Below are 16,037 nucleotides of genomic sequence, written 5' to 3' on the forward strand. Positions count from 1 at the left end.
CCGAACCTTGATAATAGAATAAGAAAATTTAACAGCGCCGCAGTTCATGCTTGTTATAAGCCTCTGTGCTGTGTAAATTTGGGTTAGTTTGACTGTTGTCAAATAGTCTTGCTTTCTGACCCTGGTAGCTGCCCACCTTGATGCTGCTGTCCCTTGCGGACAGGAATAAGGTGCGCCCCCAGTAATAGAGGTGCGGGTTTACCGCAGTGGTGGCTACCGAATCACCTCCGACCAAGGAGGAACCCACCTTAATTATTTTTTGGCGAATCGAAGCGGGGTCAATTTCCCTGGGGATCTGCCAAAACTTCAAATCGCTTATCGATTAAGGCTTGTAGCTTTTATGATGTCAGTTAATTTACTTTTTTAACTGTTAACTGACAGGCGATTTTGGCAGACCTGACAAAAATGCTTCTAGAAGTCTTTATTCGTGAAGGGTTTGAGGCGCTGGGTTTCAATACCCCTCACAGCTTGAGGCGGGTTGAAAGCTTGATTATTGCTGATTCTGCTTTAGCATCTGCTGGGGTTTCAATACCCCTCACAGCTTGAGGCGGGTTGAAAGCATAAGGAGGAAAGACACTCAATCACTCATCCAGATGGGGTTTCAATACCCCTCACAGCTTGAGGCGGGTTGAAAGAATGAACTAGGTGCTTTACTATGACATTAACTAAAGTTTCAATACCCCTCACAGCTTGAGGCGGGTTGAAAGAGCACTAAAGTTGGTTATGCGAGAGTCCTGAACAGAGCGAGGTTTCAATACCCCTCACAGCTTGAGGCGGGTTGAAAGATGGCATCAACATTTTTTGCAAACTATTGCTTTAGGTTTCAATACCCCTCACAGCTTGAGGCGGGTTGAAAGTTTTTGATATAAGTTTACGAATTCATAATCAAACCTTTAATGTGAATTAAGTCTTGAAAGGCTTGTAATTTCGTAGATAGTAACCAAAATAATGGTTTTGGGCGAATCTAGATATAGAAACCCTTATAGGACAGAGACATTTCTAATTCACATCAGGCCTAATCAAGGTTTTTTATAAAAGGTGGGTTGAAAGCGAATCCAGTTACGTCCTTGTTAAACTGGTATTGTGACCATAGCAGCTCATTTTTGATATACCTTATCCAGACTGCCTAATGGACACTAATTTGTCAACGCGGACATTTATCTGTCAATATGGACATTAATTTGTCAACGCGGACAAACAAATTGGCAATCGACAAAAGTCACACAATGACAAATAATTAGTCACTGTACAATAATGGACGTAACTGGATTCGAACCAGTGACCTCTACGATGTCAACGTAGCGCTCTAACCAACTGAGCTATACGTCCTTAACCACACAATTATCAATAGTAGCATATACTTTTTTGATAATGCAAGATAAAAGACCAAATCAGGCGAACTCTATCACTCCCTAAGTAATCAAGTGCAGATGATGTGAAGTACTTATTTGATTTGTAAAAATGGTTGCACCACTTGCTACTAATCAAACAAATAAGTCAAATTCTCTTTCCTTTTGCCTCGAACAAGACTGCCTGATTTTCTGCAAGCGTCTTTAAGTTTATCGAATCCAAAATGCCAATCCTCCCCCACGACCGCGAGCTGCAATGAAATCTTCTGTGACTAAAAAGAAGCCAAAGAACGGTAGTTTAGCTATCGGTTGGTTGTAGAAATCTTCTGTTTGAACTTTACTACCACGGTTTGCTCTATCGTAAATAACACGATCGAACAAACTGATAATCATCTGGTTAAAATCAAAAGCCAATAAATTTTTCTTCCCGAAATATTGCACTGGCCCCGTGAGTTTCAGTGAAACTGGGTTAAGCTCAACCTGATTAGTAATTTCGCCTCTGTCTGAATTTTGTTCCAAAGTGGCATCAAAGGAAACATGAATTGCCATGAACTTGGGTACATAGAAACCGTTACCTAATACAATTCCCCCGCTACCTCTGTTTTTTTTAGTGCCAGTGACAAAGCAAAGTTCCCATTTACCGAGCAGAAACTCAAAAGGATAAGTCAACTTTTGTTGCTTGGCAGTTTTTTCTGCTTGTAGCAACGCCTTTACTAATATTTCAGCACTAGGGCGTATACTTTTTGGTTCTCTATACTTAACCGCAGCTTGGGATAGCACGTTAATAAAGTCAAATGTCGCTTTAGGTGTTAAATTAGCCGTCATGAAGCCACTCTGGATTTAACTACTTCTTGATTTTCTGATAAATTGTAGCGTTCATCCGCAAGAAGACATATCTTTCAACCGTAGTATCTACTAGAAGTACGTCGCTCGATTTATGACCAAAGACAAAAAGGATACAAGCTCCTAAATTCATTTATGGGGATTGTAATTTTGAACGTAAGTTCGATGAACCTCTCCCCGACCCCTCTCCGAGGCGGAGAGGGGCAGAAATATTTTTAGTTGACAACGAAAAAATTAGGGTTTCAAAGCCTCTCTCCCTGTGGGGGAGAGGAATGGAAGTGGGGTTTTTAGAGCCGTCGAACTCACGTTAATTTTGAATTTTGAATACTTCGACTGCGCTCAGTACAAGTTTTGAATTTTGAATTCCCCAAAGGGGTTGACTCCATATTCTCTATCTTCACCAAGGATTACCAACCATTGTAAATCCAGCCCAATAATAAGGATGTATAAGTGATTCATCAGCACTGTCAGCAGGTAAAGGCAAATTTTCAACTCCTCCTAAACCTTGCACTTGTCCATCCTTTACATAAATTTGCCCTTTGAGCATAGCTACCTGAGCCTGTTTGAGAGCTTCTGCCTTGATTGGAGTTGTCTTTAAATTCTCATAAAATTTTGTCATCAACGCCGCTGTGCCAGCATCATTAACCGACCAAAGACTAGCAACACTAGTTTTTACACCTGCCAGCACTGCTAAACCCGCAAATCCCAGTTCGGATTCTTCATCTCCTAAAGCTGTTCTACAAGCACTCAGCACGAGCATTTCAACTTCAGGTTCATTCAAGCGCAACTGTCGTAATTGATTCAAGCGTAACTTGTCTTCCCACAGTTGAATATAAGAATTATTTAAAGCACCCCTAGCAAAATCGGCATGAGTTGCCATGTGAATAATTCCAAAAGGTTGTTGGCGGCGGATAGTTTTAAGATTTTCTAAGGTGGCTTGCTTATCTAACAATAATTTGCCTTGCCAAAGTTTAGATACTAGTGTTGATAACTCAAGGGGGACTGCTGGTAAAGGCTCTTGTCCCTGAGTACTTTGAGAAATCCCCAGCGCTAAAATTTGAGATTTTTTAATGTCTTTATAGAGGGTATTAGTCAAACTAAGACTAGGCATTAAGCCGATACTATATTTTTCTACTAGAAATCCCTTACCATCGTGAAGTGCTGCCATTGGAGTTGAACGTAACCCAATATCTGGTAAAAAGACCAGATTGTTGATTTCTCTCGCTTGTAAATCTGCCTCTAGTGGTGCAATAATCCAGTGATAAAGTTGTTGAGATGAACGCAAATAACCGGTGCGACGACGGTTTTGTGGACTAACGATTTGGTCGCGAAATTCTTGAGCTACTTGCAGAACTTTGGCTTTAGTTGTTTCTGGGATGCGCTTGCGGATAGGATCGCCTTTTCCGGTTACTACTACAACTTCTAGTTGGTCGCTATCTTTTTCTGTTACGGTATTTAACTGTTTCGTAAATTTTTGAGCTTTGCCTAAATTTACCTCTGGTTGAATTTCCACAGGGACAAAACTGATATATATAAATGCAGGTTTAATACCAGTGGCTTCTTCAATTTTACGAGCAATTTCTTTGGCATCATCTAGTGTTTTGATTTTAGGGCTGGGTATGCCTAAATGGTCGGCAAAATCATCTGTGAAATTGTCTTCGGGAGTGGGGTTGGGATTAAGAACGGGGTTATCAATCTGAGGATTATTGAGGACAGGGTTATTCGGTTTACTTGGTAGATTGCATTGGAATGTGCAGGGGTTAGTATTTGGAGTTTCAGGATTTGGAGGTTCAGGATTGGGAGGTTCAGGATTGGGAGGTTCAGGATTGGGAGGTTCAGGATTGGGAGGTTCAGGATTGGGAGTAGGAGTTTGACTGACGTTGATTCCTATCTGTACAGGTGCAGAAGAGGAAACGCCGTCATTTGCACTAATTACAAAAGCATTTAGTGACCCATTTGTATCTGCTGGAGGTGTGTATACTAAAGTATCGCCGCTAGATAAGGTTGTAACACCAGGGATAACGGGAACGCCATTGACAGTGATATTTCCCGTATTCACGACATCGATCTTGATGGAGGTGATGTCATTATTAGTATCGCTGACCAGTGGAGCCAAACTAGAGAACGTTAAGGTAACTGGTTGATTAGTTTGGGTATCGGGTAGCAATGAGTTTGCCGTTAATGTCGGCGGTGTGTTGACAGATGTAATGATGATGCGGGTTGGTGTACCGCTAGCATCTCCACCATTTGGCAAGACTGGAAAGCTATTAGCGATGATTGAATTGTCACCTGTATTAATTGACCCTGCTGTACCATTGACACTTGCATCACCGACAATAAAATCTACATTGTTTGGGCCACCATCATGGCGAATGTTAACAGTACCTCCTGTTAAAGGTTGAACGTTAGTACCTCCTTCGCCAGTAAAAAATCCACCAGTTGCGATCGCTTCACCGGTTCCAATTCCTTGAATCAGTCCGTTGGTTAGCACTTGCACATTGCCACCTTGAACTGTGTTTCCATCAACAAAGTCGTCTGCGATCGCCTGGGTGTTGATGTTGGTAAAACGAATATTGCTACCAGATGTATTGGTAGTCTGTAAGGTAACGTTGCCAGATGTCAGGTTTCCAGTTCCATCGACTCCGATCGCACTTGCTGAGGCGTTAATGGCATCATTCACAGTGATATTATCTCTGCTAGTTAAACTAATCGCGCCAGCCGTGCCGATAAAATCGCCACCTCCTTCCTTAACTACAGACGAGTTAATTGCCTCTGTGGTAATACTGCCGCCTGTGGTTGTTGCGACTACATCACCAGCCTGACCTGAGCTATCAGCATCATTTGAAAAAGCATCAATCCTACCTGTGAGAATATTGCCTGCGGCACTCAAACTGACTGTTCCAGCAGTATTAATAGTATTAAACCCTTCAGTGTTGCTGGTATCGAGATTATTTAGAGTAATCCCACCATTGCTGCTTGTGACTGTAATATTACCTGCCAAGTAGCCTTGGCCACTGGCGATAATGTTGCCCGCAACGATGTCGCCAGTCGCAGACAAGTTGACATTGCCACTATTGCCAGAAAAATCAGTAGTTGTATTGAGATTGCCCAGTGATAAACTAGCTCCAGAAATGTTAATCGCTCCCCCAGTTGTCTGGATGGTGTTGGTGGGATTGACAAAGTTTACAGAACCAGTTTGTGAGGACAGGTTAAAGCTTCCAGCATCCAAGTTTAATGTAGCGATACCAGGAGTCGTTACTCCAGCTGTAGCTCCGGTGATGTCATCGATGGTAATGTTGCCTGTAGCTTGTAAGTTGATATTTGCACCTGAAGCTGCGATCGCACCCCAAGAAACAGTGTTAGCCCCAATATCTGCATCGCCAAAGGCAATGTTGCCTGCTGTAGCATCAAAATCACCTGTCCCTGCTGCACCATCGATAATGGTCAATGTGCTGGGGTCTAGTAATAAAGTGCCAAAGTTGCCATTGACGGCTGAAGTATCTACCAAACCGTTGAAGGTCAAGAAATTTTTGCCTGATACTTCGACATTTCCACCATTGCCAAAATTTGCTCCTCCACGAGCCGAAATTTTTCCAAAAAACTGGGTTGTGTCGTTACCCCAAACAATTACCCGTCCGCCATTTCCATTCAAATTACTATCGGCATTAATGACGGATTTTGAGTCTACATAAGTCCGATCTGCGCTGGGTAAAGTCCCTCTACCTTGATAATCGCCACCAATTAGCACAGTACCGCCGCCATTATTTCCAGAGGCGTTAATATTGGCATCAATCACTGCGACTTTTTTACCCAAAGCAGTTACAGTACCGCCTGTTTGACTTGATGTATTCACTTTCCCAGAAACAATCGTCGTACCTGGAGTTATGGGAATTGTGACATTGGAGTTTGTTAATTTTACAGTTCCATCAGGATTGGCAGTTAACCCTGTGTTACCAACTGTGAGCAATTCGGGTATTGAGGCGATGGGAATTGTCCAGTTATTGGGTTGAGTGCGACTAGAGGCGAGGGGCTGAATTTCTAGACTCAGCAGATTTCCTGGCTGACTGAGACGCACCCAATTTTGTCCTGGTACTGATGTAACATTAATTTGCCCTCCGGGTGCTGAAAGTTGCCCGGTGTTGACTACAGTACCGCCGAATAAATTCAAATTTTGCCCAGCACCTACTGCCAAATTTCCAGCATTGGCGATCGCTCCTGGCTGGTTCATACTAAAGGCAAATCCATTGGGGTTTCCCACTAAATTTATGTAGTCATTAACACCGATAGCGTTAAACCAACTACTGCCAAAACCGATGCCGTTGGCTGTTGTCACTGTAAAAGCACCAGGTACATTTAAACTAGCGTTTGCTCCAAAAATAAACCCGGCTGGATTCATCAAGAAAAGGTTAGCATTGCCACCTGTCACCTGAATTAAACCATTGATAACCGAGGCATTCCCGCCTGTAATTCGACCAAGGATATTTTGCAGCGCCGGACTAGCTTGAAAGTTGGCAATTTGTTCTGGTGAAATTCCAAACTGTTGAAAGCTGTGAAAGAGGTTTGCACCATCTCTTGAAGTTGTGCCGCCAGTGATGTCAAGTCGATTGCCGTTGGGAGTTACAATTGTGTTTGTCCCATCGGCAGCAGGAACTATTTGTTGTGCTTGGGCTAATTTGGGATTTACCAGCGAGGCAATAACTAAGCCTGAAGCGGCGATATTAGACAATAGACCTCTTGCACAAGTCCCTAACACCCCACCCCCAACCCCTCCCCGCTCTTCGGGAGGGGAGACAAAGCGCAGCTTTGGCGGGGTGGGGTTCTTTCTTATTTTTGATTTATGCAAGAGGTCTAATAAAGATTTTTTGCAGCGTACTATGAAGCGACTTGTGGGCAATTCTACATCAATTTGTAACTTGTCTGCTAATCCTCGCCGCCAAAGTGCTTGAGCGATCGCTCGTTTAGACCAGAGTATTTGTTCTTTTTGTCTAGTAACAGAAATGTTTTGAGAATGATTTCGGTAGAAATAAAGTGGCTCTTTGACTCGGCGCACTTGGGCTACTTCTGAAAGTCGCAGACATAAGTCATAATCATAGGCACAGCAAGAGAACGATTCGTTAACACCTCCCACTCGGTCATAAACCGATCGCCGCATCAAGCGGAAGTGGAAAGTCATGAAATCTACCAACAGACCTGATTGAGAGTAAGGAATGTTACAGCGATCGCCATAACCAATAACTTTGCCGTCTCGATCAATATTTAAGTAGTCAGTGTAAACAAATCCCGTTTCTGGATGGCTATTGAGGACTGTAGCGGTTTGAGCAAGAGCTGTGGGGGCAAGGATATCATCATTGTCTAATATACCGATGTAAGTGCCGCTAGTTTGCGCGATCGCTGCCTTACAAGCCGCAGCAACTCCTTGATTGTCTGCCTCCACCACCCGCACTCGCCCATCTTTTTGAGCATAAGCGCGAGCGATCGCTACCGATCCATCTGTAGAGCCATTATCCCAAATTAGTAGCTCAAAGTTTTGCCATGTCTGCGCTAAGACGCTAGCGATCGCTTCTTGAAGGTAAGACTCCCGATTGTAATTGACGATGACAATGGAAATCAGTGGTGACATCGAAGTTTTCCCAAGTTTTCTACCTGTTACCACAATATAATGCTAAGGACTATCACTTAGAATAAATTGCTGTTAATTATAGTTTTAGTTACAAATCTTTTGAAATTTGAATATCAAAAATATGATATTGAAATACTCATACAGCCATAGCACACTCCAAAATCCAAATCAGCCCAGTCGTTAAATAAGGCACTCCATTGAAGAGAAATGAGAAAAGAAACAGAAACTGGTGTTCAGCCTAGAGCAACGACTCAGCAAAAAATTGTCTATTTATCTCATCAGTTAGACAATTGCCGGAGTTTGGCAATTACTAAATGCAGTCAGCACAGTTTCAGCTTTCGGTGTGGCTTGCTAATTCTGCCTGCGGTCTGGATTGTAACTGCAAATGGACTGAGAGCTAGAGCTAATATTTTTACATCGGACTCGATTCAAAATAGCAGTCAGTCAGAGTTACAAATAGTACAGTCAACAGAACCTACTCCAGCAACTAACCCACAATCAGAAACACCACAACGGATTCGGGTTCGGAAAATTCAGGTTGTAGGTAGCACAGTTTTTCAGGAAAATGATTTTAATCCAGTAGTGAAACCGTTTGAAGGACGGGACTTAACTTTAGAAGAAATCAGACAAGCCGCCGATGCCGTTACCCAGCTTTACCTAAATAAAGGGTATATAAATTCTAGAGCAATTCCAGACACTCAACAATCAAGTACCGCAGATGGTGTTGTGGTAATTCAAGTGTTGGAAGGGCGTTTGACAGAGATTGACATCCAAGGGACGCGGCGATTAAACCCATCTTATATTCGTAGTCGCATCCAACTAGGTGCGGGTATTCCTCTGAATACTGGTAAGCTCGAAGAACAACTAAGGCTACTGCGGCTAGATCCTCTGTTCAAAAATGTGGAAGCGAGTTTGCGTCCAACGGGTAAGGTTGGTCAAAGTATTCTCGTTGTCAGAGTTGAAGAGGCAAAAACTTTAATTGGTAGTTTGGGTGTAGATAATTATTCGCCTCCCAGTATTGGCGCGGAAAGATTGGGTGTTGAATTGCGATCGCGCAATTTAACTGGTATGGGAGATGAGTTAGCTGGCTCATATTACCATACACTCTCTGGTGGTTCCGATGTGTTTGATTTTAGTTATCAGGTTCCCCTCAACGCCATGAATGGCAAAGTGCAGATTCGAGCCGCATTTAATCGCAACGAAATTACTGAGCCACCCTTTGATGCCTTTGACATTCGCGCCAACCAGGATCTTTATGAAATCAATTATCGTCAACCATTGATTCGATCGCCTAGAGAAGAATTTGCCTTATCTTTAGGATTTACCTATCAAGATGGTCAAACCTTCCTGTTTGATAACCTCGCAACCCCCTTTGGCATTGGGCCTGATGCCAATGGCGTTAGCCGCACCAGTGTAATTAAATTTGCTCAAGATTATATCAGGCGCGAACCAAAAGGAGCTTGGTTTTTGCGATCGCAATTTAATTTTGGTGTTGATATATTAAACGCAACTATCAACAATGACCCCATACCCGATGGTCGCTTTTTCAGTTGGTTGGGTCAAATACAGCGCGTGCAGCAACTCAGTAACGATCATTTATTGCTCATCCAAGCAGACTTGCAGCTTACACCAGATAGCCTTTTACCTTCCCAGCAATTTGTGATTGGCGGCGGACAATCTGTAAGGGGATATCGCCAAAATATCCGTTCTGGGGATAATGGATTTCGGGTAGCGATCGAAGATCGGTTTACAGTCCAGCGTAATGAATCTGGATTATCGACAATTCAACTTGCGCCATTTGTGGATATGGGAGCCGTCTGGAATCAATCTGATAACCCCAATCCGCTCCCCAATCAAACTTTTTTAGTGGGCGCAGGCTTAGGATTAATATGGAATCAGGCAATGGGAATTGATAATCTGTTTTTGCGCCTCGATTATGGATTTCCATTTATCGATCTGAGCGATCGTGGTAATAACGCTCAAGATGATGGCTTTTACTTTAGCCTTCGCTATCAACCCTAGATAAAGACTATGGTAATCATAACTAATTATGCGGGCATGATATTATTTGAGCCGTATTTGAGGAAGTCGAGTTTAATCAGCAAAATGCTATGAAATGCTATTTCACTTACTCCTTTTGGTAGAGAAGGTACTGATTTCAGTATTTTCCACAGTTAATTACTTGTTCTTCTGCTTTATCCTAATATTGAACTAAAAAATTAACTTCTTTCTTCAGGAATTTGAATTTTATCCTGTGTATATACACAAAGGGATAAGTTTTAGTTTATAAATTTAAGAAGGAAATAATTATAAAAGAAAAGTTATGACACAATCTAACTCGCAAGACAAAAACAGCTTTCTTTACCCTCGTAGCCGGTATTATGGAAAATTTCAGCCAGAGAATTTGGTGTTTAATGCCAACCTCCAAGAATTCTCTCAAAAAATTAGTTACATCACTTGCCTAGAAACAGGGGGGAAATTGTCTCAGGAAGAGGCTTATCAGCAAATTAAGTCACTTTGGAAAGAGTTGAAACATAGCAAAAAACAATTGTCTGTTGGCGGAAATCAAGAAATTTAAACTAAGAAGGAGGTATTGGTAATTTTTTTAAATCTAGTGCAAAAATATTTGAGCCGCCCAGAAATTGATTTTAGGGCGGTTTTTTGGCTTTTGCAAGAAGTATCTTTTTCGTCATGTTAATTCTAGTTGTTACAAGTAATACCAGTTTTGTTATGTCATATTAATTTTAGTTGTTACAAAGTATCTCTTAAAGAATCCGAAAAGCAACAACTTTATTTTGTAGCTTATGATGTACCTACAAAAGCGAGATTTAGCGATCGCCATAAAGTTTTTCAACAGGAGTTAAGCTATGACGCGGCGACTGACTCAAGAGCAATTATCACAAATAGTTACAGAAGTAGAAGGTCTGCAATTGCGTCGGGAAGCGGAACTAGATCAACAGCAGATTAGAGAAATTTTACAGGAGTTGAATTTACCGCCAGAGTTACTAGATGAAGCGCTGATTCAGTTAAATCGCCGCCAAGCACTGGAAGTACAGCAACGCCGGAATCGATGGATTACCTCTGGAGTGGTGGCGATTGTAATAATTGTCATTGCATTTACAATATTTTTCATGCAGCAGCAAAGTTCTACACTTTTCCGTGTTTCTGCCCAACAAGATCGGATCACTTTGATACAAGATAATGGCGGCGACTTAAAGACAATTTCTCGCCAAACCAATCCAGAAGTGTTGTATCGTGTCACTCTAAAGGATGCACCTTTGGGTAAAAAGCTGGCTCTCTCTTGTAATTGGATTGACCCAAGCGGTGAAATTGTCAAGCAAAACAACTATCAAACCCGCGAGATTAATACGTCTGTCTGGGATACCCAGTGTCGCTACACTATTAACCCAGCTGCAACTGTTGGCAATTGGAAAGTGCAGATGTTCCTAGAAGGTCGGCAGATTAGCGATGCAACCTTTGAAGTTAAATAGTCCAGATGGTTATCCCGCATCACTTTCTTGGCTATTGGGGTTACGGCGCTCAACAGAAGTTGGAAGCGCTGTTAACTAGTGTGGTGGAAAACCTCTCCCCTACAAAGAAAGAGGCTTTGAACTTTCCCCCTTCCCTTGCAGGGAAGGGGGTTAGGGGGTTAGGTCAGAAAAATTATTTCTCTCTACAAGAAAATAATCCTCTTCCCATCTGGAATGTTGTTTACATCGGAATCGATGGCAATCCCCCACTGCAACAAAATCAAATTGCTGCCATCTTTGCATCAGGATTATTTAATTCACCCGATGCTTGGGTAATCCAAGAAAACAACTGCCTAATTTTGGGAAGAGAACCTTTCGGAAGAATTCCTTTGTATTGGACTGTGCAAGGACAAATAATCTGGTTTGCATCCCAACTGCAATTACTTTTACCGATTTTGCCACAGTCAGAAGTTAGCATTCCTGGGTTATATGGCTATAGCTGTTTTTCTTACGTTCCCACACCCTTGACTCCTATTAAAGAAGTGTTTGCAGTGACGGCGGGAACTGAATTAGTTTGGCAGAGCGATCGCCAATCAGGTAAGCTGCAAACACCTGAATCTAAAAAAATCCACTCATGGCGAGAAGCGCCAGAACAGTTAACAGATGAAGCTACAGCAATTACCCAATTGCAAACTCTCCTGAAAAACTCCATTGAGCGACAAATTGCAGATTTAAAGGATGAGCCTGTCGGAGTGTTTCTCTCTGGCGGACTCGATTCTTCAGTGGTGGCGGCGCTGCTGGTACAAGCAGGGGTGAAAGTCCGCGCCTACACTTTAGATTTTGGGAACGCAGGTATTCCAGAATATCCATATTCTGAACAAGTCGCCGAGTTTCTCAAAATTCCGCTTGTTAAAGTTGCAGTAACCCCAAATTCGATTGAGAATGCTTTAATTCCGACTGTGCAAGCATTAGATTTGCCTTTTGGAGATGGGGTGTGTGTGCCGTTGTATCTTCTATCTGAGAGAGCAAGTCAAGAAACTCAGGTAATTTTTAACGGTGAAGGTGGAGATCAATTGTTTGCTGGTTGGACGAACAAACCTTTAATTGCCGCAGGTGTTTATCAAGCAGAAAATCCCGCCGGACAAGAAACTTTTATTCAGCAATATCTCCGCACCTTTCACCGTCTTGGAGGATACGAATCTCAAGTTTATCAGCCGGAGGTTTATGCACAGATCCAAAATTTGCATCTTGAAGATTGGCTATTGGCGGCTTTAGATCGCAATGAATGTCCATCTTTGCTGCATCGCCTCCGCCGTGCTAATTTGATGCTCAAAGGAGCGCAGAATATCCATCCCCGTGCCACTGCATTGGGGTTTGCTCATGGGTTGTGGGTGCGATCGCCTTTTTGTGATTTACCTCTAGCTGAATGGACATTCCGCCTCTCAGGAGAACTCTGTTTGCAGGGTGCTTGTGAAAAATATATCCTCAAACGGGCTGTAGAAAATTGGCTTCCACCCGAAATTGTCTGGCGACAAAAACGTGGTATGGGGGTTCCTTTAACTTCTTGGTGTTTAAATGATTTTTGGCATCAACTCGGCATTTGGCTCAATCCAGAAATACTTCGCGCCAACAATCACTTTTATCCTCACATTGCAGCACAAATCGTTGAAGGCAAACTAGGAGCAGCTATTCAAGGGCGGCGAATTGGTGAAACACTCTGGTTACTAATTATGTGGCAACTTTGGCGATCGCACGTTTTAAATGAAAAACTAAGTAAACAATCTTGGGATCATCCTTTTTGGTTACATCGTTGGCTATGGAAAAATTACAAAATAATTCGTAATTCGTAATACTTCGGCTACGCGGTAGTTGAGCGTAGTCGAAACTCAGTACAAGTTCGTAATTCGTAGTTTACTGTATCAGTATTTTTGATAAATGGTATCAAATAATTTAACTCAAAATCGTCTTAATCTTCCATTCTCTAAAGAACTTGCCGAGGAGTTACTGAATAACTACGGTTCTCCGCTTTATGTTTATAATGGCGATCGCTTGCGCGAAACTATTGAGCGGATTAGCAAAGCAGTCAGTTATCCGCGCACGCAATTTCGGTTTGCCAGTGTTACCAATGGCAACGTTGCGCTGTTAAAAATTTTTCGCTCCTTTGGATGGGGACTTCACGCCAATACGCCAGGAGATATTTATCTGGGATTGCAAGCTGGTTTCGATCCTAGTGAAATAGTTTATAGCGGCAGTAATTTGAATCAGGCTGAGATGATACAAGTCCTGAATTGGGGAGTTACAACTCTCAATTTCGATAGCCTCGCTCAGTTGCAGTTGTGCTGTAAAGTTTTGCCCAAACACAGAGAGAAATCTATTCGCCTTGGTTTACGCCTCAATTTGCCAGAAATTACCGGAGATAGCCGCATTGGTGTACGTCCAGAGGAATTTGGTGAGGCGATCGCTTTAACTGCTGAGGTGGGATTAAAGCTGAGTGGTTTACACTTTTATCGAGGGACGGGAACTAACGCCACAGCCGCTTTTACTCAAGTAATTGATACGGTAATCGCTACAGCACAAAAGTTACCTGATTGGGAATATTTAGATTTTGGTGGTGGCTTTGGCTATCCTTATCACCACAGCAAAACAGCCTTTGATTGGGAAATATTTGGAACTGAGTTAACCGAGAGAATTACTCGTTTAGGGCGGAAAATTGATTTGGTGATTGAACCGGGACGAAGTGCGATCGCTGGATGTGCAACTTTGCTTGCTCAAGTTGTTTCTGTAAAATGGCAAGGAGAAAAACAGATTGTTGGAGTTGATACCACCGTTGCTAATCTTTCAGTACCCTCAGTACACGGCGGCTATCGAGAAATCATCACTTGGAAACAAGCAAACAAATCCCCAATTCCCCACTCTTGTACAGACGCGATTAATCGCGTCTCTCTATTCACAACTGATATTTGTGGTAATACAACATATTCACGAGATTATCTGGGGAAAAATTGCCAACTTCCAGCCCTAGAAATTGGCGATCTCGTTGCCATTTTAGATGTCGGTGCTTATGGTTATGCCATGTCGTCTCACTTTTTACACCGCCCCAAACCTGCGGAAGTCTTGCTAGAAAATAGTACACACCGCCTGATTCGTCAACGAGAAGACTACAGTGTTTTGCTAATAAATCAGATTCTTGATAGTTCCCCCCTTAAAAAGGGGGGTTAGGGGGGATCAAGCCCGACTCAACCGTATCGACTAACAATTAATAAATAACATTTAGCAATCATTATGAAGTGTATTAACTGCGGAACTGACAATAGACTAAAAGACCGGACAGCTAATCAAGGTCGGTGTGTAAAATGCAATCATCTCTTTGCCTTTGAACCGACTAGTATGAGTAACGTTCAGATTACCGATCCTTTTTTTGCAAAGGCGATCGCTGACATTTCTGCAAATAACACCTTATTTTTTACCCCCAAGCAACTGCTTTATTTTCTAGATAATCGTTTAAAAAAAAGCTCAAAGTCAATTTCACGATTTGGCTGGTTACTTCCTTTTCTATTTATTAATTTTGTTACATCACTAACGATTGTTATACCGCTAATAGTAAATCTTGCGTTTATTAATTTCTTTCATGAAAGTAGCAAATCAACTAAACTCAATCTTGTAAGTCGCAAACAGTATGCGAGGAATTTACAAATTATAGGAGGAATTATCCTTTCCATAGGAATTCTTGCTTTAAAGTCATTTACCCTCTTTGTCATTATTGTTATTGTGGGAATGCTATCTATATATTTAGGAACTCGACAACTAGGGCGAATTAAATTATTAACACAAGACTTTTTAATTTCTGAATCTCAGATTAATGATTGGCTAAATCGCTGGCAGCAAATCAATGGTTCAATTGTTAAAATTCTTCCTCCACCAAAGCAGGAAAATACACCAGCCACGGTTAATCCTGACGTAACAGCTTACAGTTTTGATAGATTAGTCGTTTGTGACACTGCTAGTATTGCTCAACTATTAATTGCTAATAATTTTCATTTTGAAAATAACTGTGCAATTCTCAGCATTACTGGATATCCCCAAAGCATTTTTGACACCACAATGCAAATGCTGCGGCGCAATCCTGATTTGAAAGTCTATGCAATACATGATTGCAATCCCCAAGGAATTAGTTTAGTTCATAATTTAAGAACCAATGCTAATTGGTTTCTCAATAGCGAAATTGCGATTATTGATATTGGACTAACGCCACGTCAAATTATCGCTACTAAGCGCGGAATGTTCATTCAAACCTCTCCAGAGTCAGCGCAAGCAGCTAAACAATTACCTGAAGAAATTCGCCAAAGTTTATCTACTGAAGAATTAGCATGGTTAGAATCGGGAAAATTTGTGGAATTGGAATCTTTTACTCCCCAAAGAATAATTAAAGTTCTGCAAAAGGGTATTGCTGGCAGTCAAAATTTAGAAAGTGATGACAGTAGCTTGCTTTTAGTAGGCGATACAGGCAATGATATGTACGTTGTTCAAAGTTTTGGTTAGTATTCTCATTTCAGTTGTAGGGGTAATTCATAACTTGCCCCTACATGAATAAAGCGCGGTTTTAGATAAAATTTGTTTGATTGATTTACAGATTAGATTTATTGAATTTGTTGATTTAACCAAGCTTCTAAATCAGAAATATATAAGAAGTCTAACAAAGCTGGGAGCATCCAGTTTTGGAAGATTTACCATTTCTGAGAAAATGTAGAAGGAAAG

9 protein-coding genes, 1 tRNA gene and 1 CRISPR repeat array are annotated in these 16,037 nt (G+C 41.8%); of the genes, 6 read left to right on the forward strand and 4 right to left on the reverse strand.

The annotated features are described in order from the left end of the window. Positions 1-28: 28 nt before the first annotated feature. The 4 genes from RM368_RS30215 to RM368_RS30230 form a co-directional block, all read right to left on the reverse strand. Positions 29-310: a hypothetical protein gene (locus RM368_RS30215; protein WP_322697469.1), complete on the reverse strand. Its 282-nt coding sequence runs from the start codon at positions 308-310 to the stop codon at positions 29-31. 138 nt (positions 311-448) lie between these two features. Next, positions 449-858: a CRISPR direct-repeat array (repeat unit 38 nt; unit sequence GTTTCAATACCCCTCACAGCTTGAGGCGGGTTGAAAGA). 397 nt (positions 859-1,255) lie between these two features. Then, a tRNA-Val gene (locus tag RM368_RS30220) sits at positions 1,256-1,329 on the reverse strand. Positions 1,330-1,559: 230 nt separating this feature from the next. Continuing rightward, entirely contained in the window at positions 1,560-2,174 is a 615-nt protein-coding gene (locus RM368_RS30225) for a hypothetical protein (protein WP_322697470.1), read from the reverse strand. Positions 2,175-2,589: 415 nt separating this feature from the next. Next, complete coding sequence (locus RM368_RS30230) at positions 2,590-7,812, reverse strand: CHAT domain-containing protein (protein WP_322697471.1); 5,223 nt, start codon at positions 7,810-7,812, stop codon at positions 2,590-2,592. A gap of 207 nt (positions 7,813-8,019) precedes the next feature. Between RM368_RS30230 and RM368_RS30235 the strand changes: the two genes are divergently transcribed. From RM368_RS30235 to RM368_RS30260, 6 genes are all read left to right on the forward strand, one after another. Then, positions 8,020-9,834, forward strand: coding sequence for a ShlB/FhaC/HecB family hemolysin secretion/activation protein (locus RM368_RS30235; RefSeq protein ID WP_322697472.1), 1,815 nt, complete (start codon positions 8,020-8,022; stop codon positions 9,832-9,834). 301 nt (positions 9,835-10,135) lie between these two features. Beyond that, a complete protein-coding gene (locus tag RM368_RS30240) occupies positions 10,136-10,390 on the forward strand; it encodes a hypothetical protein (protein ID WP_322697473.1) in 255 nt (84 codons plus the stop codon). Between the two features lie 289 nt (positions 10,391-10,679). Beyond that, positions 10,680-11,303 carry a DUF3859 domain-containing protein gene (locus tag RM368_RS30245; protein WP_322697474.1) on the forward strand — a complete coding sequence of 208 codons (624 nt, stop codon included), beginning with the start codon at positions 10,680-10,682 and terminating at the stop codon, positions 11,301-11,303. 5 nt (positions 11,304-11,308) lie between these two features. Then, the gene (locus RM368_RS30250; protein WP_322697475.1) at positions 11,309-13,132 is read left to right on the forward strand and encodes an asparagine synthetase B family protein; all 1,824 of its coding nucleotides are present in this window, start codon (positions 11,309-11,311) and stop codon (positions 13,130-13,132) included. Positions 13,133-13,217: 85 nt separating this feature from the next. After that, on the forward strand, positions 13,218-14,501 hold the full coding sequence (locus RM368_RS30255; protein ID WP_322697476.1) for a decarboxylase: 1,284 nt from the start codon (positions 13,218-13,220) through the stop codon (positions 14,499-14,501). A 63-nt stretch (positions 14,502-14,564) separates the two neighbouring features. After that, positions 14,565-15,821 carry a hypothetical protein gene (locus RM368_RS30260; RefSeq protein WP_416212266.1) on the forward strand — a complete coding sequence of 419 codons (1,257 nt, stop codon included), beginning with the start codon at positions 14,565-14,567 and terminating at the stop codon, positions 15,819-15,821. The last annotated feature ends 216 nt before the right edge of the window (positions 15,822-16,037 follow it).

It is taken from the genome of Nostoc sp. DedSLP03, from assembly GCF_034530815.1.
Lineage (GTDB): Bacteria > Cyanobacteriota > Cyanobacteriia > Cyanobacteriales > Nostocaceae > Nostoc.

Coding starts and splice junctions, on each gene's coding strand:
- RM368_RS30225 (WP_322697470.1), bottom strand. CDS start 2,174: ATGACGGCTAATTTAACACCTAAAGCGACATTTGACTTTATTAACGTG.
- RM368_RS30255 (WP_322697476.1), top strand. CDS start 13,218: ATGGTATCAAATAATTTAACTCAAAATCGTCTTAATCTTCCATTCTCT.
- RM368_RS30245 (WP_322697474.1), top strand. CDS start 10,680: ATGACGCGGCGACTGACTCAAGAGCAATTATCACAAATAGTTACAGAA.
- RM368_RS30250 (WP_322697475.1), top strand. CDS start 11,309: ATGGTTATCCCGCATCACTTTCTTGGCTATTGGGGTTACGGCGCTCAA.
- RM368_RS30260 (WP_416212266.1), top strand. CDS start 14,565: ATGAAGTGTATTAACTGCGGAACTGACAATAGACTAAAAGACCGGACA.
- RM368_RS30235 (WP_322697472.1), top strand. CDS start 8,020: ATGAGAAAAGAAACAGAAACTGGTGTTCAGCCTAGAGCAACGACTCAG.
- RM368_RS30240 (WP_322697473.1), top strand. CDS start 10,136: ATGACACAATCTAACTCGCAAGACAAAAACAGCTTTCTTTACCCTCGT.
- RM368_RS30230 (WP_322697471.1), bottom strand. CDS start 7,812: ATGTCACCACTGATTTCCATTGTCATCGTCAATTACAATCGGGAGTCT.